This is a genomic window from Ruegeria sp. H6 (genome assembly GCF_056532975.1).
This window is the reverse complement of the sequence record NZ_JBQFOA010000004.1, coordinates 156,727-180,881: the sequence shown is the minus strand read 5'-3', so window position 1 is coordinate 180,881 and position 24,155 is coordinate 156,727. Positions and strand designations below refer to the sequence as shown.

General features: G+C 57.8%; 21 protein-coding genes, 3 tRNA genes and 1 pseudogene. 15 read left to right on the top strand and 10 right to left on the bottom strand.

The features are described 5' to 3' along the window. Positions 1-54 precede the first annotated feature (54 nt). Complete coding sequence (locus ACR0AG_RS10475; protein WP_480838522.1) at positions 55-369, bottom strand: DUF2849 domain-containing protein; 315 nt, start codon at positions 367-369, stop codon at positions 55-57. Beyond that, a pseudogene (cobA, locus tag ACR0AG_RS10470) lies at positions 369-1,115 on the bottom strand (uroporphyrinogen-III C-methyltransferase); the annotation flags it as partial. The pseudogene cobA and the gene ACR0AG_RS10475, both read right to left, overlap by 1 nt. Before the next feature lie 174 nt (positions 1,116-1,289). Between cobA and ACR0AG_RS10465 the strand changes: the two are divergent. Next, positions 1,290-1,769, top strand: a complete 480-nt coding sequence (locus tag ACR0AG_RS10465; protein ID WP_480838520.1) for an Lrp/AsnC family transcriptional regulator — start codon at positions 1,290-1,292, stop codon at positions 1,767-1,769. Between the two features lie 12 nt (positions 1,770-1,781). Here the strand turns inward: ACR0AG_RS10465 and ACR0AG_RS10460 are convergent, their stop codons facing one another. Then, on the bottom strand, positions 1,782-2,966 hold the full coding sequence (locus ACR0AG_RS10460; RefSeq protein WP_480838518.1) for a cytochrome P450: 1,185 nt from the start codon (positions 2,964-2,966) through the stop codon (positions 1,782-1,784). Between the two features lie 47 nt (positions 2,967-3,013). Here ACR0AG_RS10460 and ACR0AG_RS10455 point away from each other — a divergent pair, with 47 nt between their 5' ends. From ACR0AG_RS10455 to ACR0AG_RS10430, 6 genes are all read left to right on the top strand, one after another. Further along, complete coding sequence (locus ACR0AG_RS10455) at positions 3,014-4,747, top strand: sensor histidine kinase (protein ID WP_480838516.1); 1,734 nt, start codon at positions 3,014-3,016, stop codon at positions 4,745-4,747. Next, positions 4,744-5,973 carry a sigma-54-dependent transcriptional regulator gene (locus ACR0AG_RS10450; RefSeq protein WP_480838514.1) on the top strand — a complete coding sequence of 410 codons (1,230 nt, stop codon included), beginning with the start codon at positions 4,744-4,746 and terminating at the stop codon, positions 5,971-5,973. The genes ACR0AG_RS10455 and ACR0AG_RS10450 overlap by 4 nt, the downstream gene beginning before the upstream one ends. Before the next feature lie 303 nt (positions 5,974-6,276). Beyond that, complete coding sequence (locus ACR0AG_RS10445; RefSeq protein ID WP_480838512.1) at positions 6,277-7,278, top strand: DctP family TRAP transporter solute-binding subunit; 1,002 nt, start codon at positions 6,277-6,279, stop codon at positions 7,276-7,278. 112 nt (positions 7,279-7,390) lie between these two features. After that, positions 7,391-8,068, top strand: coding sequence for a TRAP transporter small permease (locus ACR0AG_RS10440; protein ID WP_480838510.1), 678 nt, complete (start codon positions 7,391-7,393; stop codon positions 8,066-8,068). Beyond that, positions 8,068-9,444 carry a TRAP transporter large permease gene (locus tag ACR0AG_RS10435; protein WP_480838508.1) on the top strand — a complete coding sequence of 459 codons (1,377 nt, stop codon included), beginning with the start codon at positions 8,068-8,070 and terminating at the stop codon, positions 9,442-9,444. Before ACR0AG_RS10440 ends, ACR0AG_RS10435 begins: the two co-directional genes overlap by 1 nt. A 159-nt stretch (positions 9,445-9,603) precedes the next feature. After that, the gene (locus ACR0AG_RS10430) at positions 9,604-9,915 is read left to right on the top strand and encodes a DMT family transporter (protein ID WP_480838506.1); all 312 of its coding nucleotides are present in this window, start codon (positions 9,604-9,606) and stop codon (positions 9,913-9,915) included. Positions 9,916-9,918: 3 nt separating this feature from the next. On the opposite strand, the gene tpiA is transcribed toward ACR0AG_RS10430, so the two are convergent. Together tpiA and ACR0AG_RS10420 are read right to left on the bottom strand one after the other, a co-directional pair. Continuing rightward, the gene (tpiA, locus tag ACR0AG_RS10425; protein WP_480838503.1) at positions 9,919-10,668 is read right to left on the bottom strand and encodes a triose-phosphate isomerase; all 750 of its coding nucleotides are present in this window, start codon (positions 10,666-10,668) and stop codon (positions 9,919-9,921) included. 157 nt (positions 10,669-10,825) lie between these two features. Next, positions 10,826-11,191: a HesB/IscA family protein gene (locus ACR0AG_RS10420; protein WP_480838501.1), complete on the bottom strand. Its 366-nt coding sequence runs from the start codon at positions 11,189-11,191 to the stop codon at positions 10,826-10,828. A 197-nt stretch (positions 11,192-11,388) separates the two neighbouring features. On the opposite strand from ACR0AG_RS10420, the gene ACR0AG_RS10415 reads away from it, so the two are divergent. Then, the gene (locus ACR0AG_RS10415; RefSeq protein ID WP_480838499.1) at positions 11,389-11,709 is read left to right on the top strand and encodes a hypothetical protein; all 321 of its coding nucleotides are present in this window, start codon (positions 11,389-11,391) and stop codon (positions 11,707-11,709) included. A 191-nt stretch (positions 11,710-11,900) separates the two neighbouring features. On the opposite strand, the gene ACR0AG_RS10410 is transcribed toward ACR0AG_RS10415, so the two are convergent. The 3 genes from ACR0AG_RS10410 to ACR0AG_RS10400 all read right to left on the bottom strand — a co-directional run bounded on the left by ACR0AG_RS10410 (position 11,901) and on the right by ACR0AG_RS10400 (position 13,526). Further along, on the bottom strand, positions 11,901-12,263 hold the full coding sequence (locus ACR0AG_RS10410) for an SUF system Fe-S cluster assembly protein (RefSeq protein ID WP_480838497.1): 363 nt from the start codon (positions 12,261-12,263) through the stop codon (positions 11,901-11,903). Between the two features lie 94 nt (positions 12,264-12,357). Next, positions 12,358-12,636, bottom strand: coding sequence for an NfeD family protein (locus ACR0AG_RS10405; protein WP_480838495.1), 279 nt, complete (start codon positions 12,634-12,636; stop codon positions 12,358-12,360). After that, complete coding sequence (locus tag ACR0AG_RS10400; protein ID WP_480838493.1) at positions 12,636-13,526, bottom strand: SPFH domain-containing protein; 891 nt, start codon at positions 13,524-13,526, stop codon at positions 12,636-12,638. The genes ACR0AG_RS10405 and ACR0AG_RS10400 overlap by 1 nt, the downstream gene beginning before the upstream one ends. A gap of 178 nt (positions 13,527-13,704) precedes the next feature. Here ACR0AG_RS10400 and ACR0AG_RS10395 point away from each other — a divergent pair, with 178 nt between their 5' ends. From ACR0AG_RS10395 to ACR0AG_RS10380, 4 genes are all read left to right on the top strand, one after another. Next, complete coding sequence (locus ACR0AG_RS10395) at positions 13,705-14,616, top strand: nucleoside hydrolase (protein ID WP_480838491.1); 912 nt, start codon at positions 13,705-13,707, stop codon at positions 14,614-14,616. 63 nt (positions 14,617-14,679) lie between these two features. Continuing rightward, entirely contained in the window at positions 14,680-15,810 is a 1,131-nt protein-coding gene (gene tgt, locus ACR0AG_RS10390; RefSeq protein WP_480838489.1) for a tRNA guanosine(34) transglycosylase Tgt, read from the top strand. Between the two features lie 203 nt (positions 15,811-16,013). Beyond that, on the top strand, positions 16,014-18,422 hold the full coding sequence (lon, locus tag ACR0AG_RS10385) for an endopeptidase La (RefSeq protein WP_480838487.1): 2,409 nt from the start codon (positions 16,014-16,016) through the stop codon (positions 18,420-18,422). 167 nt (positions 18,423-18,589) lie between these two features. Continuing rightward, positions 18,590-19,699 (top strand): hypothetical protein, encoded by a 1,110-nt coding sequence (locus ACR0AG_RS10380; RefSeq protein WP_480838485.1) that lies wholly within the window; start codon positions 18,590-18,592, stop codon positions 19,697-19,699. Between the two features lie 43 nt (positions 19,700-19,742). Here the strand turns inward: ACR0AG_RS10380 and ACR0AG_RS10375 are convergent. Then, positions 19,743-19,817, bottom strand: a tRNA-Val gene (locus ACR0AG_RS10375). 203 nt (positions 19,818-20,020) lie between these two features. Between ACR0AG_RS10375 and ACR0AG_RS10370 the strand changes: the two genes are divergently transcribed. The 3 genes from ACR0AG_RS10370 (at position 20,021) to uvrA (ending at position 23,255) form a co-directional block, all read left to right on the top strand. Beyond that, positions 20,021-20,097: transfer RNA gene (locus ACR0AG_RS10370), tRNA-Asp, on the top strand. A gap of 45 nt (positions 20,098-20,142) precedes the next feature. Continuing rightward, a tRNA-Asp gene (locus tag ACR0AG_RS10365) sits at positions 20,143-20,219 on the top strand. Positions 20,220-20,396: 177 nt separating this feature from the next. After that, positions 20,397-23,255: an excinuclease ABC subunit UvrA gene (gene uvrA, locus ACR0AG_RS10360; protein ID WP_480838483.1), complete on the top strand. Its 2,859-nt coding sequence runs from the start codon at positions 20,397-20,399 to the stop codon at positions 23,253-23,255. Positions 23,256-23,279: 24 nt separating this feature from the next. On the opposite strand, the gene mmsB is transcribed toward uvrA, so the two are convergent. After that, a complete protein-coding gene (gene mmsB, locus ACR0AG_RS10355) occupies positions 23,280-24,152 on the bottom strand; it encodes a 3-hydroxyisobutyrate dehydrogenase (RefSeq protein WP_480838481.1) in 873 nt (290 codons plus the stop codon). Positions 24,153-24,155 lie beyond the last annotated feature (3 nt).

The window sequence follows — 24,155 nt, the reverse complement described above, 5'->3', positions numbered from 1 at the left end:
TGTCCTTACGTGCAGCCCCGATCTTTGGGGCCTTTAGGGGAGAGAGAAGGCCGGTCAGGCCCGGGGCTGCGTTGCTGTTTCCTGCTTGCCGTGCGCGTAGTTTGACGGGCCGGTGCGGCGGAAATCCTCACGGAAATGGGTCGGCTCGGGGCCGTTTTCGCCGTCAACGGCATCGGCCAGATAGGCGCCCACGATCTTGCTGGCTTGGCGTGCGGCGTCCAACAGACGGACCTGCGCATGCGCTTCGTCGGTGATCAGCTCAGCCTCGGACAGATCACGGGACCAGCGGTCATCACTGGTCTGATAAATCACATCGCCTTCCAGCAGATCGTTGGCGGTGACGACTTTCGGGGTAAAAGCGCGGGCCATCAGGCAAGCTCCTTGTTCAATTCGGTCAGGGCGCTGGCTGCATCTCGTGGCGCCAGTCCATAAAATGTCAGGGCAGGGCCGTGCATTTCCGCAGCGGCCAAGTCTTTGGGCACGGTGTCGAGCGTTGTCGCCAGAATGCGCTGATCTGGGCGCGAGGCGTTTTCGATGATGGTGACAGGGGTTGCGCGATCTGCACCGTGCATGATCAGGCGACCTTGGATAAAGCGGGCCGATTTCTTACCCATGTAAATCGCAGCGACGGATCCGGGGCGAGAAAGTGCGGACCAATCGTGATCAGCGAACCCTTTCATATCGTGGCCAGTCAGAAACCGGACCGAGCTGTTACGCCCCCGGCGGGTCAGGCTTTGACCGATACCGGCAACAGCGGCTGAGGCCGCGGTGACACCCGGCACGATACGCCAGGTGATACCGGCGGCTTCGACGGCCTCGATTTCCTCATCCAGACGCCCAAACACGGTTGGATCGCCGGATTTCAGACGCACAACGCGCTGCCCTTTCAGCGCATGTTCCACCAGAAGGGCATCGATATCTTCCTGTTTCCAAGAAGGGCTAAATCCGGCCTTGCCCACATCCACCAGAATGGCGTGTTTACCGGCCAGCGCCAGAACATCTTCGCCGATCAGCCGGTCATGCAGCACGATATCCGCGCGCTCAAACGCGGCCAACGCCTTGAGCGTCAGCAATTCAGGATCACCGGGACCCGCGCCGACAAAATCGACATGTCCAGTAGAGCTGATTTGAGGTTCGGTCCGCATTCTTCGGTCTCGGGGTTGGTTTGACTTGCCTTGCAATATAGGAAATATTCCCGCCAAAGCGCCATATTCCACCGCAAATAAGAACGAATGTTCTGATTTGGCGATCATGTGGAACGCAGGTTTTGAATTGGAAGGAAAAATAGAATGTCGGTGCGGATAGACGCGACAGACCGGAAAATTCTGGTAGAGCTGCAACGGGACGCCAGTCAGTCCCTCGACGAAATTGCAGCTCAAGTCGGGAGTTCGAAGACCCCTGTATGGAATCGCATCCGCAAGTTGAAAAGTGCGGGTGTTATCGGTCAGCAGACGGTGTTGCTGGACGCCGAAGCCCTTGGATTCGAAGCGACTTTCTTTGTGTTGATTCGCACTTCGGAACATGAGGCTGACTGGCAGCGCAAATTCCTAAAGGCCTTGCAGGACCGCCCCGAAGTGCAAGAGGCGCACCGCCTGGCTGGTGACATTGATTATATCCTCAAAGTCCGGGTCAAGAATGCCCGTGCCTATGACGCCTTCTATCAGAACCTGATCTCTGAGGTGCGGGTGCACAACGTGACCGCGCTCTTGTCGATGGAAGAGATCAAATCCACCACGATGCTGCCACTGAGCACGCTGGCTGACGACTAGCCCAAAACCGTGTTACGCGGGTTCGACCATCAACCGGGTCAGACCGTGGAAATGGTAGCTGTTGGAATAGGCCGCATGCGTGGCCAGCCGCAGATTAGGGCATCTTTGCGCCAGCACCGACAGGGCAATCCGCATCTCAAGCCGGGCAAGTGGCGCGCCGACGCAGAAATGCAAACCGCCGCCAAAGCTCGTGTTGGCCTGGATGTCCCGCTTCGGATCAAACCTGTCCGGCTCGGCCCAAACGCCGGGATCACGGTTGGCGGCCCCCAACAACAGGGCGACCTGATCCCCACGCGCAAAACTATGACCGAACAGCTCGACAGGCTCGTAGGCGTATCTGGTGAACATATGCAGCGGTGGGTCGTATCGCAGGATCTCCTCGACCGCTTCGTCCATCGTGGCTGGGGCCAAAGCCCCGGGGTACATCTGCTGCGTAAGCAACGTTCTGATACCGTTGCCCAGCGCATGAACTGTCGCCTCGTGCCCGGCGTTGAGCAGCAGAATGCATGTCGCGATCAACTCATCACGTGACAGTTTATCGCCATCCTCTTCGGCCTGGATAAGCCGGGTGATCAGGTCATCGCCGGGGTTCTGGCGACGCTGTTGGATGTAGTCACCCAAAAACGCGGTGAATTCGGCTGAGGCTGCGGCGGCCTTATCCTCGGTTTCTCGGGTGCGACTTGCCTGGTACATCGCGACCATCGCATGGGACCAGCTAAGCAGCTGGGGCGCCATGTCCTGCGGCACGCCCAAGAGACGACAGATCGTGATTACCGGAACCTGCGTGCAATAGGCCTCCAACAGATCAAATGGTGTGTCCGGGAACCTGTCGATCAGATCATGGCACAAGTGCTCGATCGACGCATCCAGCGCGGCAATCGCCCGTGAGGTGAAAGCGCGCAAGACAAGCGCGCGCAGTCGCGTGTGGCGGGGTGGTTCCAGTTCAAGCATCGAATGTGCCTCAACCGCCAGCCAGGGTGCCAGATGAGCGGGGCCTTGCGTCGCCATTTCGGGTGGAACTTCGCGCCCAAACCGGCGGTCCCGCAGCAACGCAGCAACCGCACGGTGCGAGACAGCGGCGACCATGTTGTAGTCGTCCCAGAAGAACAGGTCGCCATGCTGACGGGCCCGGTTATAAAACGGATAGGGGTCCTGAACAAAGGCGGGTTCTGTCGGGGATTGCGATAGGGTCTTCATGCGGTGCACACTTGCCATGCGACGCGTCGAATGCAAGACCCTAAGACATGAAACGCATTTGGGTCATCATCGGATTTCTGCTGGCGGTTGGTTTGCTGTCCTCGGCGGTGTGGACCTATGGCTATCGGCAGGCTTTGTCTCAACTCAGCGAAAAGGCCGAGGCTGATCTGGAACTGGCCGCTGACCGGTTAAGCACGCAGATGCAGGTCTATCAGGAAGTGGCTGTCCTGATGGCCGAGCATCCCTCTCTGAAGGGTCTGGACACGCCCGGTCAGCAACAACAGGCACGTGCCCTTTTGCTGGATGTCGCGGACAAGACCGGTGCTGCCAATGTTCTTTTTCTGGATGTTTCGGGGCGGGTTTTGGTTGCAGCGCAACCGGTGGCCGATCCGAACCTGGCGGGCCATCCGGCCTTCCAGCGCGCATTGCAGGGCGCATTGGGCAGTGCCCATGGTGTTTTGCCATCAAGCGGTGTGCGCACCTATTCCTATGCGGCCCCCGCCTTTGGGCCGCAGGGTCAGGTCGTTGGCGCACTTATGGTGATTGCCGACGTTCAGGACGTGGAACAGACATGGCGCGGCAGTACCGAGGCGGTGTTTTTCATCGATGATGCGGGCGTTGTCTTTATCTCGAACCGGTCGGATCTTTTGTTCTGGCGGCGTGCCGAAGGGCAGGCGGGGATAGCCCCGCCAGACGGTGAAGTGGCCGATTTCGCGGCGACGCAAGTGGGTGATCACGAACTGTGGCAACTTGGCTGGGGGCGGTATCTGCCGGATCGCGCGTTGCATTTGACGCTTGATCTTCCGGTGATCGGCATGACGGCCGAGGTGCTTGTGGATGTGGCGCCCGCCCGACGTCTGGCCGGGTTGCAGGCCGCTGCGGTTGCCGCGATCTGTTTTGCCTTTGGGGCCATGTTGTTTCTGGCCTCGGAACGGCGCAGGACGCTTGCCGAGGCGAATGCCGTTCTGGAAAGTCGCGTCGATCAACGTACCCGTGCCTTGACCGCGACCAACGTGGCGCTGCGTCGCGAAGTGACCGAGCGGCAGGAGGCCGAGGCCGCCCTGAAACAGGCGCAAAATGATCTGGTGCAGGCCGGCAAGCTGAGCGCGCTGGGAAAGATGTCGGCGGGGATCAGCCATGAACTGAACCAGCCCCTGATGGCCATTCAGCAATTCGCCGACAACGGTTCCGCCTTTCTGGATCGCGGGAACGAATCCAAAGCCGGAGAGAATCTTGGACGCATCTCGGATATGGCGGCCCGCATGGCGCGGATCATCAAGAATCTGCGGGCTTTTGCCAGAAACGAAAGCGAACCGATGGGAAGGGTCGATCTGGTACAGGTCATCAACACTGCTGTCGAATTGACCGAAGCACGTCTGCGGGGTGATGGCATCGACCTGGACTGGCACCCTCCGGCGACCGAGGTGTTTGCCTGGGGCGGTGAGGTGCGGCTGGTGCAGGTTTTTGTCAATCTCATCAACAACGCGGCGGATGCCATGATCGATGCGCCGGACAAGCGGGTTGAGATTGTGCTGGATCAGGGCTCACGGTTGAGCGTTTCGGTGCGCGATACCGGGCCGGGTATCGAAGACCCGGACCGGGTGTTCGAGCCGTTTTATACAACCAAATCCGTCGGTTCATCGGAAGGGATGGGTTTGGGGCTGTCGATCTCATATGGTCTGGTTCAGAGTTTTGGTGGTGACATTCGCGGGGCAAACACGCAAGACGGTGCTGAATTTACCGTTGAACTCGACCCTTATTCCAAAGGCATGGCCGCATGATCCGTAAGGTCCTTTTGGTGGATGACGATGCCGCTGTGCGTGAGGCGTTGGCCCAGACACTTGAGCTGGCAGAGTATCAACCGGTTTCTGCCGGGTCTTTTGTTGCGGCCAAGGATCACATTCAACCTGATTTTCCGGGTGTCATCATCTCGGACATTCGCATGCCGGGGCGCGATGGTTTTCATCTGCTGGAGTATGCCTGCGGCATTGACCCCGAGCTTCCGGTGATCCTGCTGACCGGAGAAGGCGACATCCCGATGGCTGTGCAGGCCATGGGCAAAGGGGCCTTTGATTTTCTGGAAAAACCCTGTGCCGCTGCGGATCTGACAGCCGTGCTGGAGCGCGCATTTGCAGCCCGGACCGAAGTGCTGACCCTGCGCAAACAGAAATCCGAACTTGAAAAAGGCGACCCCGCAGCGCGGTTGCTGTTTGGATTCTCGAAACAGGCGGATGAATTGCGGGAACGTGTCCGCACGGTCGCACCAACCCGGGCCGAGGTTCTGGTAACCGGGCCGGTGGGCAGCGGTATTTCCAAGGTCGCCGAGGTCATTCACCTCATGTCGCCCGGCGGGCAGGGGCCCTTTGTCAAACGCCCTTCCGCAAGTTTGGATGAAAAAGGTCTTATCCAAGTATGCGAAGATGCCAGTGGCGGATCTTTGTTCCTGGACGAGATTTCTGCGATGCCCGAGGCGACTCAATATGCGGCGCTTGAACTGATCGAAAAAGGCATCGGCGTGCGCATTATCGCCGGGACCACAGGAGACTTGGCCCAGCACGCGGCGGAGGGCCGGTTCAATGCAGATTTGTTCTATCGTATGGACGTGATGCGTGTGCGCATCCCCTCACTGGCAGAGCGGCCCGAGGATATTCCGGTGATCTTTCGCCAATATGTGGCACAGGCTGCCGAGCAGGCGGGCTTGGATGTCCCCGACATCTCGTCCGAGCATCTGGCTGCGCTGATGGCGCAGGATTGGCCAGGCAATGCCCGGTCACTCATGTCAGCGGCGATGCGCTTTGTTCTTGGCATGCCAGAAGAGGTCACTCAGGCGACCGACCTTGGGCTGGCAGAGCAGATGGCAAGGGTGGAAAGATCTTTGCTTGTGGCAACGCTGGGGCGGCACAACGGCAAGGCGTCTGAGGCCGCCAAAGCGCTGAAACTGCCGCGGAAGACGTTCTATGACAAATTGGCACGCTATCAGATCCGGCCAGAGGATTACCGCAGATAAGTTTGGCAGGTCGCGGATGCAGATTCGCACTGGTCAAACGATTCGCCTATTCGATTCGAGAACCGTGCGAAAATCCGCACAGCGCACCAAAATGATGTGCGAAATTCCGCACAGAATTGAATCGCCTCTGCGTGTGTTGCGAATATCAGCCCATTAATACACTGAAAAATAACAACTTATGACAGAGGTTCGAGCCATCAAACAAAGTGTTGAGGCAGCACATCCGATTCGTTTCACTGCGCGCAATCACCTCTGAACTGCGGTTCAGCGGAGATATCATCGAAGTCCGGGAGGAGAAGATTCATGAAATTCCTGACAACCGCTGCCAGTGCTCTGGCGTTGTCTGTTGCCGCCACCGCTGGTTTTGCGGCCTGCGACGATGGCGAAATCGTCGTCAAGTTCGCGCATGTGACAAACACCGATAAACACCCCAAAGGCATTGCTGCGTCGCTGTTGGAACAGCGCGTCAATGACGAGATGCAGGGCGTGATGTGCGTGGAGGTCTATCCGAACTCCACCCTTTATAACGACGACAAAGTGCTGGAAGCGATGTTGCAGGGCGACGTGCAACTGGCCGCGCCTTCGCTGTCGAAGTTTGAGAAATTCACAAAGCAGTTCCGCCTGTTCGACCTGCCGTTCATGTTCAAGAACATCGAAGCTGTTGACGCGTTCCAGGCCTCGGATGCAGGTCAGGCCATGAAAGACAGCATGCAGCGCCGTGGTTTGCAGGGGCTGGAATTCTGGCACAATGGCATGAAGCAGATGTCGGCCAACAAACCGCTGGTCGACCCGTCGGATGCGGATGGTCTGAAGTTCCGAGTGCAATCCTCGGACGTGCTGGTTGCTCAGATGGAAGCCATCGGTGGCAGCCCGCAGAAAATGGCGTTCTCCGAGGTTTACGGCGCGCTGCAGCAGGGCGTTGTGGACGGTCAGGAGAACACCTGGTCGAACATCTACGGCAAGAAGTTCTTCGAAGTGCAGGACGGTATTACCGAAACCAACCACGGCATCATCGACTATCTGGTCGTGACCTCTGTGGACTGGCTGGACAGTCTGGACCCGGCCGTTCGTGATCAATTCCTGACGATCCTCAGCGAAGTGACCGAAACCCGGAACAAAGAAGCCTTTGCCGTGAACGAAGCGGCCAAAGCTTCGATCACCGATGCGGGTGGCATCATCCGTGATCTGAACCCCGATCAGCGCCAGGCCTGGGTCGATGCGATGAAACCCGTTTGGGACAAATTCGCCGATGACGTAGGTCAGGACAAGATCGACGCCGCTCAGGCGATCAACGCCGGGTTCTGATCCCGCGCATTGGCCGCGCGTCTGGGGCTGGGGAGTGATCGACGCGCAGGCCGGGCGGGCCGGATAAGGCCCGCCACTTCTCCCTCTCATCACAAAAAACGGGGACAGAGAGATGTCTGGTGCGAAATCCGGCCAAGGCGGGCTGGTCGACCATATCGAAGAAACCCTGATCGCGTTGCTGCTTGGCCTGATGACGGTCGTGACCTTTGCCAACGTGATCGCGCGGTTTGTGTTTAATTCCAACATCCTGTGGGCGCTTGAGCTGACAGTTTTCATGTTCGGATGGCTGGTGTTGCTGGGCGCGTCTTATGCGGTCAAGAAACACGCCCATCTGGGTGTGGATGCGATCCTGAACATGCTGGCCCCCGCGCCGCGCCGAATTTTGGCGCTGATCGCGGTGGGGTGCTGTCTGGTGTTTTCGCTGCTGCTGCTCAAGGGGTCTTACGACTATTGGGCCGTGTTTGCCGATCTGCCGCCAACCTCGGGCCGCTGGTTCCCGACAGGGTTCAACCTGGATGCCCGCAGCCAAAGTTTCTACGAAGTTGACGACATCCCGATGGTCGCACCGCTGCGCTTTCTGGAAGGGCTGATCAACTATGGCGAGGGCTATGAAAAACTGCCCAAGGTCGTGCCGTATCTGGTGTTGCCTGTGTCGATGTTGCTGCTGGTGATCCGCTTTGCGCAGGTTTCAGTGCAAATCTGGCGCGGTGAAACCGACCGCCTTGTTGCCAGCCACGAAGTCGAGGACGAGATCGAAGAAGTTCGCGCTCAGCAAGGGGAGCATAACTGATGGACGTCGTTCTTCTATTCTCGATGGTCATTGGCCTGCTGCTGATTGGTGTTCCGATTGCGGTGGCGCTCGGCCTCAGCTCAACCCTGTTCCTGCTGATCTATTCCGACAGCTCGCTGGCTTCTGTCGCGGGTACGCTGTTTGAGGCGTTCGAGGGGCACTTTACCCTGCTGGCGATCCCGTTCTTTATCCTGGCTTCGTCCTTCATGACCACGGGCGGCGTGGCACGGCGGATCATCCGGTTTTCGATTGCCTGCGTGGGGCACTTGCCCGGCGGCCTGGCAATTGCGGGTGTGTTCGCCTGTATGCTGTTTGCTGCGCTTTCGGGGTCGTCTCCGGCAACCGTGGTGGCGATCGGGTCGATTGTCATCGCAGGGATGCGTCAGGTGGGTTATTCCAAGGAATTCGCCGCCGGTGTGATCTGTAACGCCGGGACGCTGGGCATCCTGATCCCGCCATCCATCGTGATGGTCGTCTACGCGGCGGCTGTTGAGGTGTCGGTCGGTCGGATGTTCCTGGCCGGTGTCATTCCGGGCCTGATGGCCGGTCTGATGCTGATGATCACCATCTACGTCATGGCCAAGGTCAAGAACCTGCCGAAAGGCGATTGGAAAGGCTGGGGAGAGATCTTTACCTCAGCGCGCGAGGCCGGGTGGGGCCTGTTCCTGATTGTCATCATCCTGGGCGGTATCTATGGCGGTATCTTCACCCCGACCGAGGCCGCAGCGGTAGCCGCCGTCTACGCGTTCTTCATTGCCAGCTTTGTCTACAAGGACATGGGGCCGCTGAGCACGCAAGAGGGTACGCAGAACCTGTCGTTGATGAAAAAGCCCTATGCGCTGGTGACGGCCTTCTTCCACCCCGATACCAAGCACACGCTGTTCGAGGCTGGCAAGCTGACCGTCACGCTGCTGTTCGTGATCGCCAACGCGCTGATCCTGAAACACGTGCTGACGGACGAACAAGTGCCGCAGCATATCGCCAGTGCCATGCTGTCCGCAGGTCTGGGTCCGGTGACCTTCCTGATCGTGGTCAACGTCATCCTGCTGATCGGCGGTCAATTCATGGAGCCCTCGGGCCTGCTGGTGATCGTCGCGCCGCTGGTGTTCCCAATCGCGATCGAGCTGGGCATCGACCCGATCCATCTGGGCATCATCATGGTGGTCAACATGGAAATCGGGATGATCACACCTCCGGTCGGTCTGAACCTGTTCGTGACCTCGGGCGTGGCGGGGATGCCGATGATGAAGGTTGTGAAGGCCGCGTTGCCCTTCCTGGCCGTTCTCTTCGTCTTCCTGATCATGGTGACATATATCCCCTGGATATCCACCTTCCTGCCCAACACGTTCATGGGCCCCGAGATCGTGACGAACTAGAACGACCCTTAGCAATCAAGGAAACCGGGTGGCCGTGCTGCCCGGTTTTTTCTTTGGGCCTGTTGAATGCTGCCCAACAGGCCTTACCTAAAGAGTCGAGGACGACCTCACCACCTTGAAACCCCGTCGGGACGGCCCGACTGTTCTGGAGGTAAGGTTATGCCTTGGATCCTTCTGTTATTCGCGGGCGCTTTAGAGGTTGTTTGGGCTGTCGGCATGAAACAATCTGCGGGTTTTACGCGGCTATGGCCAACTGCGCTCATGGGTATTTCCATGATCGGTTCGTTTGGGCTGTTGGCGCTGGCCATGCGGACCCTTCCATTGGGGACGGCCTATGTCATCTGGACCGGCATAGGTGCGGTGGGCGCCTTTACCATCGGTGTGATGTTTCTGGGTGAGGCTTTGACGGCAACACGTATCTTTGCAGCGGTGCTGATCATAGCCGGGATGATTACGATGAAGCTTGCCTAAGCTTCAGGCGCTTTCCAGCGCGCTGATGATGCCGGAAAAATCCTGCGCTTTCAGACTGGCACCGCCAACGAGCGCGCCGTCAACGTTTGAGACCGCAAAGATATCCCGCGCATTGTCTGGCTTGACCGAACCGCCATAGAGCAGGCGCACCGAGCGGCCAACACCCTCGCCAAATCGACGCTCAAGCCGGGCGCGCATGAAATCATGGACATCTCCGATCTGGTCCATTGTCGGCACCTTGCCGGTTCCGATGGCCCAGATCGGTTCATACGCGACCACAAGGTTCTCACCAGTCGACAGATCCGGGATTGAACCCGACATCTGACCGCCGATGATATCCAGCGTGTTTGCCGCTTCGCGCTCTTCCAGGCTTTCACCGACGCAGATGACAGTGATCAGACCCGCATCCATGGCGGTGCGGGCTTTGGCGCGTACATCATCGTTGCGTTCGCCGTGATCCTGACGCCGTTCGGAATGGCCCAGAATGACATGGCGGGCGCCAGCGTCCCTTAACATCTCGGCGCTCAGATCGCCGGTATGTGCCCCTGATTGTGCAGCGTGGCAATCCTGACCTCCGATCGCGATGCCGGTACCCTGGGTTGCGGATGCGGCGCGGTGCAGCAACGTGGCGGGCGGGCAAATCAGGATATCAACGGTGGGATTTGGATGAGATTTGCCAAGGGCCTCAAGCTCTGCCAAAGACGCGCCTGTGCCGTTCATCTTCCAGTTGCCTGCTGCCAGTTTGCGCCGCATCGTGATCGCCCTGTTGTTTGCCTTGGTTCCAGATTCAGTTACCACTCTGTGCGGCAGGTGACAATTCCGCTCACATGCAGCCGCTTGGGACTACGCATAAAACGGAGCGGTACAGGTGATATGGTTCCCGTTGGGCGGCGGGCAGGGACCGTATACTTTAGCGCTGAGGGGCGAGGCTTTCGTCGAATTTGATCGATTCACCGCAGCCGCAGGCGTCCACCACGTTGGGATTGCGGAACTTGAAACTGGATTCCAGCAGCGAGACTTCATAGTCGATTTCAGTGCCAAACAGAAACATCTGCGCCATCGGTGCGATGATCACACGGGCGCCGTCTTGTTCGACAACCTCATCGTTGGCTTCTGCCTCATCGACATAGTCCATGGTGTATTCCATTCCGGCACAGCCGCCTTTTTTGACACCGATACGCAGGCCAGCATGCCCTCCGGCCTCCATCAGGTGGCGGATCTGAGCGGCTGCCTTCGATGTCATGGTCACGGCTTGTTTGCCGGGAATACCAAACATGGTCGTCTCCGTGTTCACGCGTTGGGCCTAATGTAAGGCTGACGATGGGCAGGCTCAAGGGAATGCGTGGTAGATCGGAACACATTTCGTCAAAGGTGGATGCGTTCGACGCATATACCGGCTTGCTATCGCCGGTATCTTGATCATAGCCTGCTGTCAGATTGAAACAGGAAAGGCAGTGTGACATGGCGCAGGGAATGTTTTTCAAGGCAAGTGTGTCAATTCTTGCACTGCTGATTGGGTTTGCGGTGGCCGGGACCGCTCGGGCGGCGACTGACACGGACCGTCACCCCGTGAACTGCGCAACCGCCGAGGGCGATCTGCGCGCCATCGCGGCAGAAAAGAAACACGCGCAAGATCAACAGCTTGAAAGCGTTATCTCAGTTACACCGGCAGGCGCTTTGCTGGGGCTGGTCACTGGTACCGAGCATAAGAGGCTTCAGATGTTGTCCGGCGACTATGTCAAAGAACTGGACGCGCGCGCTGCGGAAATCAAATCGACCTGCGGCGTCGAATAGGCCAGAAAAAGGACCGCCTCGGGCAAAGGCGGTCCAAATCGGGTCAATTGGATGGGGTCAGCGTGGTCAGAGGCCCAAACGCATTGAGCAAGCGCTTTGTGACCGCCGAATGTGACAGCCGCGCTATGATCGCGTAACGATCAGAATACAGTTTTGTAACAGCGCTGAATTTTCTGTGGATGAATCGGGGTTTACATGAACCCAAGCTCAAGCCGCGCCTCGTCGGACATCATGTCCATGCCCCAGGGCGGCTCCCACGTCAGTTCCACATCGACCTCTTTCACGCCTGCAACGGGCTCGATCGCTTCAACGATCCATCCCGGCATTTCACCTGCAACAGGGCAGCCGGGGGCGGTTAGTGTCATGATGACCTTCACCGCGTTTTCCGCACTGATGTCGATCGTGTAGATCAGGCCCAGGTCGTAGATATTAACCGGGATTTCAGGATCAAAGACCGTGCGGCACGCATCCACAATCGCATCATAAAGCGGATGTTCAATGGTTGAGGGCGGAATCAGAGGATTGCCTTCAAGCGGTTCATTCGGGTGCGTCATCTATGCCTCGGGTCGGTTACCTGAGTGTTTATATAAGCATACTCATATGCATCGTCCAGAGAGCGTCGGCACCCGACTTGGGTGCCGATTGATTTCACTCGTTTATATCATGGTTAAAGGTCTTCACCTGACCATGCGGCAACGCGAACATGCGGCGCAGAACCAGCCAGGACACCAGGGACAGAACTGCGAATATCAGCAGCAGTACGGGCAGGGCCGGTGTCATGCCAGGGATCAGCAGCAAAAGCCCAGTGATCGCGGCGCCGATGGCAAAGCCCAGAAAGATGAACCCCGGCAGGACCACTTCCAATATGGCAAGCACAAGCGCCGCGGCCAGCCATATCCACCAGGTCAACCAGAACGGATCAGCCATTATCCTCGACCTTTCAGCATGTTAAAGGCGTTTCCGAATGCTTCCAGCGCGTTGGCCGGAACAACGACGGTCTGTGATCCGGTCCCGTTGCCCAATGCGGTCAGCGATTCCACCTGTTTCAGCGCGACCTGATATTGTGCAGCCTCAATGCCATTGTCCTTGATGGCCTGGGCAACAACGCCGGTGGCATAAGCTTCGGCCTCAGCCTCGATCCGGCGGGCTTTGGCTGTTTGCTCTGCCGCATAAAGCTCGGCATCCGCTTGCAGTTCGACTGCGCGTTTCTGGCCTTCGGCCTCTGTCACCTGCGCGCGGCGGGCGCGTTCGGCATTTAGCTGCTGCAACATCGCATCGCGGGTGGCCTGATCCAGGTTCACGTCCAGAATCTCGGCCCGGGTCACTTCGATGCCCCAGTCATCAACGGCAGTTTCCACACTTTCCTGAATGCGGGTGATCAGCTGTGCCCGGTTCGACTGAACCTCGTCCAGATCCATCTTGCCGATCTCGGCGCGTACGATACCGGCAACGGTCGTGGCAATCGCGCCGTCAACGTCGCGGATACGGTAAACCGTCTTTTCCGGCTCAAGAATGCGATAAAAGACCGAGGTGTCGATCTGCACCAACACGTTGTCCTTGGTGATCGCGTCTTGGGTGGCATTCGGCAACTGGCGTTCCAGAATGGATATCTTGTGGCGCGCAACGTCCAGAAATGGAACGATAAAGTTGATCCCGGGCCCCAGCACGGAATGAAGCCTGCCGAACCGTTCAACCACATATTTCTCAGATTGCGGTACGATCTTGATACCCTTGAGAATAACAAGAACGACAAAGGCCGCAGCCAGCAGATAGATAATGTTTGATGTCAAAAGGCCGATGATCTGATCTTCGGTCATAGCTGTCCTCTTATAATTGTGTACTATGGTATACACTTGGGGATTGAATCGTCGAATTTCAACTCTGGTATGAAGCGAAACGGCACGGATGCAAGTCTTTGAAGCTGTTTATGGGGCTGGTAATTCCCAAGATGTGGCGACTTTGCATCCCGGCTTTGGCTGCGCTATCGGGGGGGGTATGAAGCTGATAATCGATACAGATCCCGGCATCGACGATGCCATGGCAATCGCCTATGCCGCTGCCGCGCCCGAGGTTGACCTGATCGGTCTGACCACGGTTTTTGGAAATACGCACGCGCATCAATCCAGTCGCAATGCCCGTTACCTGCTGGATCGGCTTGGGATTTCCGCACCCGTCGCCGAGGGGGCGGCGACTGCTTGGGCCAGGGACGATCACGACCCGACAACGCATGTACACGGCCCGGAAGGGTTCGGTGATTTCACGGATATTCCTGATCTTGGGGAAAACCATGCGTTGCCTGCCGCCGAGTTTCTGGTTGAAATGGCCCGGACGCACAAGAAAGACCTTGTGGTCTGCGCAATCGGGCCTTTGACCAATATAGCGGATGCCATGCGCTTGGATCCTGAGTTTTCGACAAACCTGGGCCGTTTGGTGATTATGGGTGGGGCGGTCTTTTGCCCGGGAAACGTATCTGCCCATGCCGAAGCAAATATCCACAATGACCCTTACGCTGCGCAGGCGGTGTTTGCCACTCCGCCGGAAACGGTGCTGGTGGGCCTCGATGTGACGTTGCAAACGCTCTACAACTCTAGCGACTTCGCGGCGCTGGTGCAGAACTCACCGGATATCGGAGGGTTCCTGAAACATATCGCGGAGTTCTATCTGCGGTTTTATCGCGAGATTGAAGATGTCGATGGCTGCGGCTTGCACGACTCCACCGCTCTGATCGCCTGCGGGAACGAGCATATGTTCGAAACGGTCGAAACCGGTATCAACGTGGTGACCGAGGGTGAACGTATTGGCGCGACGGTGCCTGATGACCGGTTGCCTGCGGTACGCGTCTGCCGTGACGTGGACGGGGCAGGGGTGGTCGATCTTTTCACCCGGCATGTTTCATCGCTGCCCTGAAGGGTTGCATCGCAGGTACAGATCAGGCAAAGCCTGCCCGGTTCCGCGACCACAGGCATCCAGATGACAGATCGTTTTTCCTTTGAGTTGAAAGCCACTGACGGCAGGGCCAGAACCGGCGTGATCCACACACCTCGGGGCGAAGTGCGCACGCCTGCGTTCATGCCCGTTGGGACGGCTGCGACAGTCAAGGCAATGATGCCTGAAAGCGTGCGTCAGACAGGGGCGGACATTCTGCTGGGCAACACCTACCACCTGATGCTGCGCCCAACAGCCGAGCGGATCGACCGTTTGGGTGGATTGCACAAGTTCATGAACTGGGACCGGCCGATCCTGACCGATTCCGGCGGCTTTCAGGTGATGTCGCTGGCTGGTCTGCGCAAGCTCACTGAAAAGGGCGTGACCTTCAAATCCCATATCGACGGGTCCCGGCACGAGCTGACGCCCGAACGCTCGATGGAGATCCAGCGGTTGCTGGGCTCGGACATTGTCATGTGTTTTGATGAATGCCCGGCCTTGCCCGCCGACCGGGACCGCATCGCCGAGTCGATGCGCCTGTCCATGCGATGGGCGCAGCGGTCGCGAGATGCGTTTGGCGACCGCCCGGGGCACGCCTTGTTCGGGATTATGCAGGGCGGGCTGGAACAGGACCTGCGCGAAGAAAGCGCTGAGGCGTTGAAGCAGATTGGTTTCGAAGGCTACGCCATCGGCGGTCTGGCGGTGGGCGAAGGGCAGGAGGCCATGTTCGACTGCCTCGACTATGCGCCCGATTTTCTGCCGCAGGACAAGCCACGTTACCTCATGGGCGTTGGCAAGCCCGATGATATTGTGGGCGCCGTGGCGCGCGGAGTTGACATGATGGACTGCGTTCTGCCCTCACGGTCGGGACGTACAGGACAGGTCTTTACCCGCCACGGTGTTGTGAACATCAAGAACGCGCGCCACGCGGATGACCCGCGTCCGTTGGACGAAAATTGCACATGCCCGGCCTGTCAGAACTATTCACGCGCTTACCTGCACCATGTGTTCCGCTCGAACGAGATGATCTCGGGGATGCTGTTGACATGGCACAATTTGCACTACTTCCAAGAGATCATGCAGGGCATGCGCGACGCCATCGCGGCAGGTGAATTTGCAGCATGGGAAAAGCAGTTCCACGATCAGCGTGCGCAGGGCGATATAGAGCCTTTGTAACAGGCAGCTTGCACAAAAACCGTGGATATGTCCTCGGGATGCCTTGAAGTCCCCCAGACCTCGGGTCATTCTGGTAGGTGCAACAGGACGCTAAGGTTGAAAAGCGCGGAACAGCGCCCCACCTTAACCGTCCAAGACAGGAGATGGCCAAAGGTTGCCTGCATCAGGGACCAGCGCCGTCTTGCCAACGATAAGGATAGAGCATGCAAGAGCCTCTGAATTCCTCATACCCCGTCCTGCCGCTGCGAGATATTGTGGTCTTCCCGCATATGATCGTGCCGCTGTTCGTGGGCCGTGACAAATCGGTCCGTGCGCTGGAAGAGGTGATGCAGGATGACAAGCAAATTCTGTTGTCCAGCCAGATGGACCCGGGTGACGATGATCCAGACATCGACGGCATTTACCAATCAGGTGTGCTGGCCAATGTGCTGCAACTGCTGAAATTGCCCGATGGCACCGTCAAGGTGCTGGTCGAAGGGCAGGCGCGGGTGCAGATCACAGAATTCCTTGAAAACGATCAGTTTTTCGAAGCCCGCGCCGAATATCTGACTGAAATCCCGGGCGATGTCACCACGACCGAAGCGTTGCTGCGCACCGTCGCGGATGAGTTCGAGCGCTATGCCAAAGTGCGCAAGAACATCCCCGAAGAGGCGCTGGCCGCCGTGGGTGAAACCACCGAGCCAGCCAAGCTGGCTGATTTGGTTTCCGGCCATTTGGGCATTGAGGTCGATCAGAAACAGGAACTGCTTGAGACCCTCAGCGTCAGCGAGAGGCTGGAAAAGGTCTATGGCCTGATGCAGGGCGAAATGTCGGTTCTGCAGGTCGAGAAAAAGATCAAGACCCGCGTCAAAACCCAGATGGAGAAGACGCAGCGCGAATACTATCTGAATGAGCAGATGAAAGCCATTCAGAAGGAACTGGGCGATGGCGAGGACGGCAGCAATGAGGTTGCCGAACTGGAAGCCAAGATCGCCGAGACCAAGCTGTCGAAAGAAGCGCTGGAAAAGGCCGAAGGTGAGCTGAAAAAGCTCAAGAACATGTCGCCCATGTCGGCCGAGGCCACGGTGGTGCGCAACTATCTGGACTGGATCCTGTCGTTGCCGTGGGGCACCAAGTCTCGCGTCAAAAAGGATCTGGGCCGTGCGCAGGACATTCTGGACGCCGATCACTACGGTCTTGAGAAGGTCAAAGAGCGGATCGTCGAATATCTGGCTGTGCAGCAGCGTTCGAAAAAACTGAAAGGCCCGATCCTGTGTCTCGTTGGCCCGCCGGGCGTGGGTAAAACCTCGCTGGGCAAGTCGGTTGCCAAAGCCACGGGGCGCGAGTTCATTCGCATCTCGCTGGGTGGTGTACGCGATGAATCCGAGATCCGCGGTCATCGTCGGACCTATATCGGTTCGATGCCCGGTAAGATCATTCAGGCGCTGAAAAAGGCAAAGACCACGAACCCGCTGATCCTTTTGGATGAAATCGACAAGATGGGGCAGGATTTCCGTGGCGACCCGGCTTCGGCGATGCTTGAAGTTTTGGATCCGGAACAGAACAGCACCTTCATGGACCATTACTTGGAGGTCGAATATGACCTGTCCAATGTGATGTTCCTGACCACGTCGAACAGCTACAACATGCCTGGGCCTCTGCTGGACAGGATGGAGATCATCCCGTTGGCCGGTTACACCGAAGAGGAAAAATCCGAGATCGCCAAGCAGCACTTGATCGGCAAACAGGTCAAGAACCACGGTCTTAAAGCTAAGGAGTTTGAGCTGACCGACGAGGCGCTGCAAAAGATCATCCGCACCTACACGCGTGAAGCTGGTGTTCGGAACCTCGAGCGTGAGATCGCCAAAGTGGCGCGGAAATCGTTGACCAAGATCATCAAGAAAGAGGCCGAAACTGTTGAAGTCACGCCGGAAAATCTGGATGACTTCCTCGGCGTGCCAAAGTTCCGCTATGGTCTGGCCGAACAGGACGATCAGGTTGGCGTTGTGACAGGTTTGGCCTGGACTTCCGTTGGTGGCGATCTGCTGCACATCGAGGCGTTGAAATTGCCCGGTAAGGGGCGGATGAAGACCACCGGCAAGCTGGGTGATGTGATGAAGGAATCCATCGACGCCGCCTCGTCTTACGTGCGGTCCATTGCGCCTGAGATCGGGGTGAAGCCGCCTCAGTTCGACAAGATCGACATCCACGTGCACGTACCTGATGGCGCGACGCCCAAGGATGGCCCCTCTGCGGGTTTGGCGATGGTCACGTCCATCGTTTCGGTCTTGACTGGTATTCCGGTGCGCAAGGACATCGCCATGACTGGCGAGGTGTCACTGCGCGGCAATGCGATGCCGATCGGCGGTCTCAAGGAAAAACTGCTGGCCGCGTTGCGCGGGGGTATCAAGACGGTGCTGATCCCGGAAGAGAACGAAAAGGATCTGGCCGATATCCCGGACAATGTGAAAGAAGGTCTTGAGATCATCGCCGTTAAGCATGTGTCGGAAGTTCTGGAACAGGCCCTTGTTCGCCAGCCCGAGCCCATCGATTGGGATGAGGCCGCCGAGGAGGCGGCCGCTGCTGCCGCAAAAGCGTCCGAAAGCGCGGGGCCGTCGGCCACGGCACACTGATCCAGCTGTGTTTTTGGGAAAAGGGCGGGGCGCAAGCTCCGCCTTTTTTCGTTCCGCGGATCGGCCCGAAAGCGATCACAGTTGCGGCTTTGGGTTCATTTTAGTACTGCCGTTAACCAGCAGGTTTGGCGCGCGGGGCGCAGATCAATAAAGATGCCGGGAAGAACATGAAACTGACACTTCATATTGGAATGGGCAAAGCCGGGTCGACATCGATTCAGGAATGCCTCCATGCCGCGCGTGAGGACATTCGCCAATATGGATGCCTGTTCCCCGACACGCTTTACATCCCGGCGCGCCACCATTGGCTACAGCCGTTGATTTATGACATACCAATGCGCGCACCTTCGGTCGTCAACCGGATGGGTTTCACTAATGAAGCGGCGCATCAAGGCGCGTTGGAAGAATGGGAAAACCTTCTTGAACAACTGAAGCCCGAAAAACCGGAACACCTGATTCTAAGCAGTGAAGTTCTTTTTGCTTCGCATTCAGAGGTAGAAGCAGAAAGGGCACGGAAATACTTGCCAACTCTGACTGATGACATTCAGGTTCTGGCCTATGTCCGCAGCCCCGTGAAACGCTATTTGTCGCGCGTGCAGCAGGCGCTGAAATCCACAAATCAGATTGTTCAACCCGGGGGAACCTATACGGCCAAGGTGCTGAGATCTTATCGGCAGATCTATGGCGATGTTGTGCAGGTGCGGGTCTTTGAAAGGGCCAAACTTGTTGAACAAGATGTAGTCGCCGATTTTCTGCAATGGGCTGATCTTCCGATCCCATATGACTCGCTTCCCAAAATGCAGAGCAACGAGAGTGTCTCAGCCGAGGGTATGGCCATCTTGCATGAGGTCTCGCCCTCGGATCATGCCAGCAACGCAGAAGAACTGGACATGAAACGCAAGCGTTTTCGGGCCATCATGATGGCGGATCGGGAAATCGAGGCGCCCACCAAACCCAAGCTGCGGCCGGAAATAGCGAATTATATCAACGCCGAGTGTCATGAACTGCCCCTGCTGCGCGATGAATACGGTCTGGAGTTTGAAGACATAGACTACAGCATCATTCAGGAACGTCCGACGCGGACGCTCAAGGTCAGCCGGATCGACGAGATTTGTGCCTATGACCCGGAACGCAAAGAGCGTGTTCAGAAGCTGGCCGAAGAAAACCTCAAAAAGTACCTGGCTCGCAGCAAGGGCACGGGCAATGAGAGTTCACCTAGGTCCAAAAAACCAAAGGGCTTGTTGGGAAGATTAAAGGCTGCGTTGTCAGGGCAATAGTCAAGCCATGCCACTCACCGCGCCTGCATTCTGTGGGATGCAATGGTGGGTGATAAGAGATTTGAACTCCTGACATCTTCGATGTGAACGAAGCGCTCTACCACTGAGCTAATCACCCGTGAGGCCGCGTCTTACAGGCTCTGGTCACAGGCCGCAAGGGGGACAGCGCCAAAATGGTACGTGGTTGGCGGTGTCGCAGTTCGCCAAAACAATGCGCCAGCGGGAAAAATTCGAATTCCCGAAAAAACTTCAAAACGCCGCTTGACGCTGCCCGACCGTAGCCATAATACACCCAAACGTTCAGCGATGAACGGGCAGCGGGCGGTTGTAGCTCAGTTGGTTAGAGTACCGGCCTGTCACGCCGGGGGTCGCGGGTTCGAGCCCCGTCAACCGCGCCAGCGCTGCACACCTTGGCACAGGTCAAAGGCCACGAAGATAGATGCGCGGTTGTAGCTCAGTTGGTTAGAGTACCGGCCTGTCACGCCGGGGGTCGCGGGTTCGAGCCCCGTCAACCGCGCCATTTTCACCCCAGATCTGACACTGATAGCCATATTCATCTGGCCCGCGCAGCGCGTTTCATCGCGATGTCAGTATATGTCGGCAATAAAGTGATTGTTCATATTTTGTTCTAACTTTTTTGTTGGAGACTCAGCCGCTCTCGCCTATCTCTTAACCACTTGTTTGTTGGGGGCCTGATATGGCTGAGCTGAAGAATATCGAGGTGCGCGGCGCGCGTGAGCATAACCTCAAAAGTATAGATGTTGATATTCCGCGTGATCAGTTGGTGGTGATCACTGGACTTTCGGGTTCCGGCAAGTCGTCTTTGGCCTTTGACACGATCTATGCCGAAGGGCAGCGGCGCTATGTCGAAAGCCTCTCGGCCTACGCGCGGCAGTTCCTGGATATGATGGAAAAGCCTGATGTGGATCACATCAGTGGTCTGTCGCCTGCAATTTCCATCGAACAGAAGACAACTTCCAAAAATCCGCGTTCTACTGTTGGAACGGTGACCGAGATTTATGATTACCTGCGCTTGCTGTTTGCCCGGGCCGGCACGCCCTACAGCCCTGCGACCGGTAAACCGATTGAGGCGCAGCAGGTGCAGGACATGGTCGACCGTGTCATGACGATGGACGAGGGCACACGCGGTTACCTGCTGGCCCCCATCGTGCGCGACCGGAAGGGTGAGTATAAGAAAGAGTTTCTGGAGCTGCGCAAGCAGGGCTTTCAGCGCGTTAAGGTGGATGGCGAATTTTACGAGTTGGACACCCCACCGACGCTGGACAAGAAGTTCCGCCACGATATCGATGTGGTGGTTGACCGGCTGGTTGTGCGTGAAGGCATGGAAACCCGGCTGGCGGACAGCCTGCGCACCGCACTGGATCTGGCGGACGGCATCGCGGTTTTGGAAACCGCACCGAAAGAGGGAGAGCCGGAACGGATCACGTTTTCAGAAAACTTTGCCTGCCCGGTCAGTGGCTTCACCATTCCCGAAATCGAACCGCGACTGTTCTCGTTCAACGCACCTTTTGGGGCCTGCCCGGATTGCGATGGTTTGGGGGTCGAGCTGTTTTTCGATGAACGATTGGTCGTACCGGATCAGACCCTGAAACTCTATGACGGCGCGCTTGCGCCTTGGCGCAAAGGGAAATCGCCATATTTCCTGCAAACCATCGAAGCCATCGCGCGCCATTATCAATTCGACAAGAACACCCCCTGGAAAGACCTGTCGAAGAAAGTGCAGCAGGTGTTCCTGCGCGGTTCGGGCGATGAAGAAATCCAGTTCCGCTATGATGAAGGCGGACGAGTCTATCAGGTGACCCGTAGTTTCGAAGGCGTCATCCCGAACATGGAGCGCCGCTACCGCGAGACCGACAGCGCCTGGATTCGAGAAGAGTTTGAGCGGTATCAAAACAACCGCCCCTGCGGCGCCTGCGAAGGATACCGCCTGCGCCCCGAGGCGCTGGCTGTCAAGATCGCAGGCCTGCACGTGGGACAGGTGGTGCAGATGTCCATACGTGAGGCTCTGGCATGGATCGAGGACGCACCAAACCATCTGAGCGTCCAGAAGAACGAGATTGCCCGGGCCATCCTCAAGGAAATCCGTGAACGCCTTGGGTTCCTGAATAACGTGGGTCTTGAATACCTTACGCTGTCACGTTCAAGTGGTACGCTCTCGGGCGGTGAGAGCCAGCGTATCCGTCTTGCCAGCCAGATCGGGTCGGGCCTGACCGGGGTTCTCTATGTGCTGGATGAGCCCTCCATCGGCCTGCACCAGCGTGACAATGACCGGTTGCTGGGTACGCTCAAGAACCTGCGCGATCAGGGCAACACGGTGATCGTGGTCGAACACGACGAAGAGGCCATTCGCGAGGCGGATTACGTCTTTGATATTGGCCCGGGCGCCGGGGTGCATGGCGGGCAGGTGGTCAGTCACGGCACACCCGCGGATATCACCGCCGATGCCGGATCTGTCACCGGGCAATACCTCGCGGGCACGCGAGAGATTGCCGTACCTGCAGACCGGCGCAAGGGCAACAAGAAGAAAGTGACCGTGGTTAAGGCCACTGGAAATAACCTCAAAAACGTCACCGCGGAATTTCCGTTGGGTAAGTTCGTCTGTGTGACCGGCGTATCGGGCGGTGGCAAATCGACCCTGACGATCGAGACCCTGTTCAAGACAGCCTCGATGCGTCTGAACGGCGCGCGGCAAACGCCGGCGCCGTGTGAAACCATCAAGGGGTTGGAGCATCTGGACAAGGTGATCGACATTGATCAGCGTCCCATCGGGCGCACGCCGCGTTCGAACCCAGCGACCTATACCGGGGCCTTCACGCCGATCCGAGACTGGTTTGCCGGTTTGCCCGAGGCCAAAGCGAGGGGCTACAAACCGGGGCGGTTCAGCTTCAACGTCAAAGGGGGCCGGTGCGAAGCCTGTCAGGGTGACGGTGTCATCAAGATCGAGATGCACTTTCTGCCCGATGTCTATGTGACCTGCGAGACCTGCAAAGGCGCGCGATACAATCGCGAAACCCTTGATATCAAGTTTAAGGGCAAGTCCATCGCCGATGTGCTGGATATGACCGTGGAAGACGCGCAGGAGTTCTTTAAGGCCGTCCCCTCGATCCGCGACAAGATGGATGCGCTGGCGCGTGTCGGACTGGGCTATATCAAGGTGGGCCAGCAGGCGACGACGCTGTCAGGAGGCGAGGCGCAGAGGGTCAAGCTGTCCAAGGAACTGTCGAAACGCTCAACAGGCCGGACGCTTTATATCCTGGACGAACCGACAACCGGGCTGCATTTCGAAGATGTGCGCAAGCTGTTGGAAGTGCTGCATGAATTGGTTGATCAGGGCAACACGGTTGTGGTGATTGAACATAACCTGGATGTGGTGAAAACCGCTGATCATATTATCGATATCGGCCCCGAGGGCGGCGACGGCGGTGGTGAGGTTGTCGCTACCGGAACGCCGGAACAGGTGGCCGAAATCGCCCGTAGCCACACTGGCCGATATCTGAAGCCGATGTTGGAAGGCACCCGCGTCGCGGCTGAATAAACCGCGACGCAGAAAAAGAGCGGATCAACCGCGGCCGCGCTCTTCAAAGCGGGGCAGCATGGCGCTGAAGTCTTTGCCCAGTCCGTTTTCGCCTTCGACAAACTGTTCGTAAAGGGCAGTGGCGGCTTGCCCCATGGGTGTATCTGCATCAGCGCTTTCTGCGGCCTGCTGGCTGAGCCTCAGGTCTTTCAGCATCAGTTCAGCGGCAAATCCGGGCTGATAGTCGTTGTCCGCTGGGCTTTGGGGGCCAACACCGGGGGCAGGGCAATAGGCATTCATCGTCCAGCTATAGCCCGACGAGGTGCTGACCACGTCAAACATCTTTTGCCGGTCGAGGCCGAGCTTGTCTGCCAAGGCAAAGGCCTCGCAAGTCGCGATCATGGTGACGCCAAGGATCATGTTGTTGCAGATTTTAGCGGCTTGTCCCGCGCCCGCCTCACCGCAGTGAACGGCTTTTTGGCCCATGATGTCAAAAAGTGGGGCGGCCTTGGCAAAAGCTGCCTCTGATCCGCCTGCCATGAAGGTGAGCGTACCGGCAGCGGCCCCTCCGATCCCGCCAGAGACGGGGGCGTCGACGGCCAGCAGGCCGGCATTCGTGGCTTGTTTCGCCACCGCGCGCGCGCTGTCGACATCGACGGTTGAACAATCGACCAACGCGGCCCCGTCGGTCATTGCGGGTATCACCTGATCGGCAACCGCGCGCAGAATCTGACCGTTGGGCAGCATGGTGATGACCACATCCGCCCCTGTCGCCGCCTCGGCGCCCGTTGCGGCCATATTGACCCCTTCGACCGTGACATCGGCCATGTCGAATCCGGTGACATCATGCCCTGCTTTGGCCAGGTTTGCCGCCATGGGCGCGCCCATGTTTCCCAGCCCGATAAAGCCAATTTTCATGTC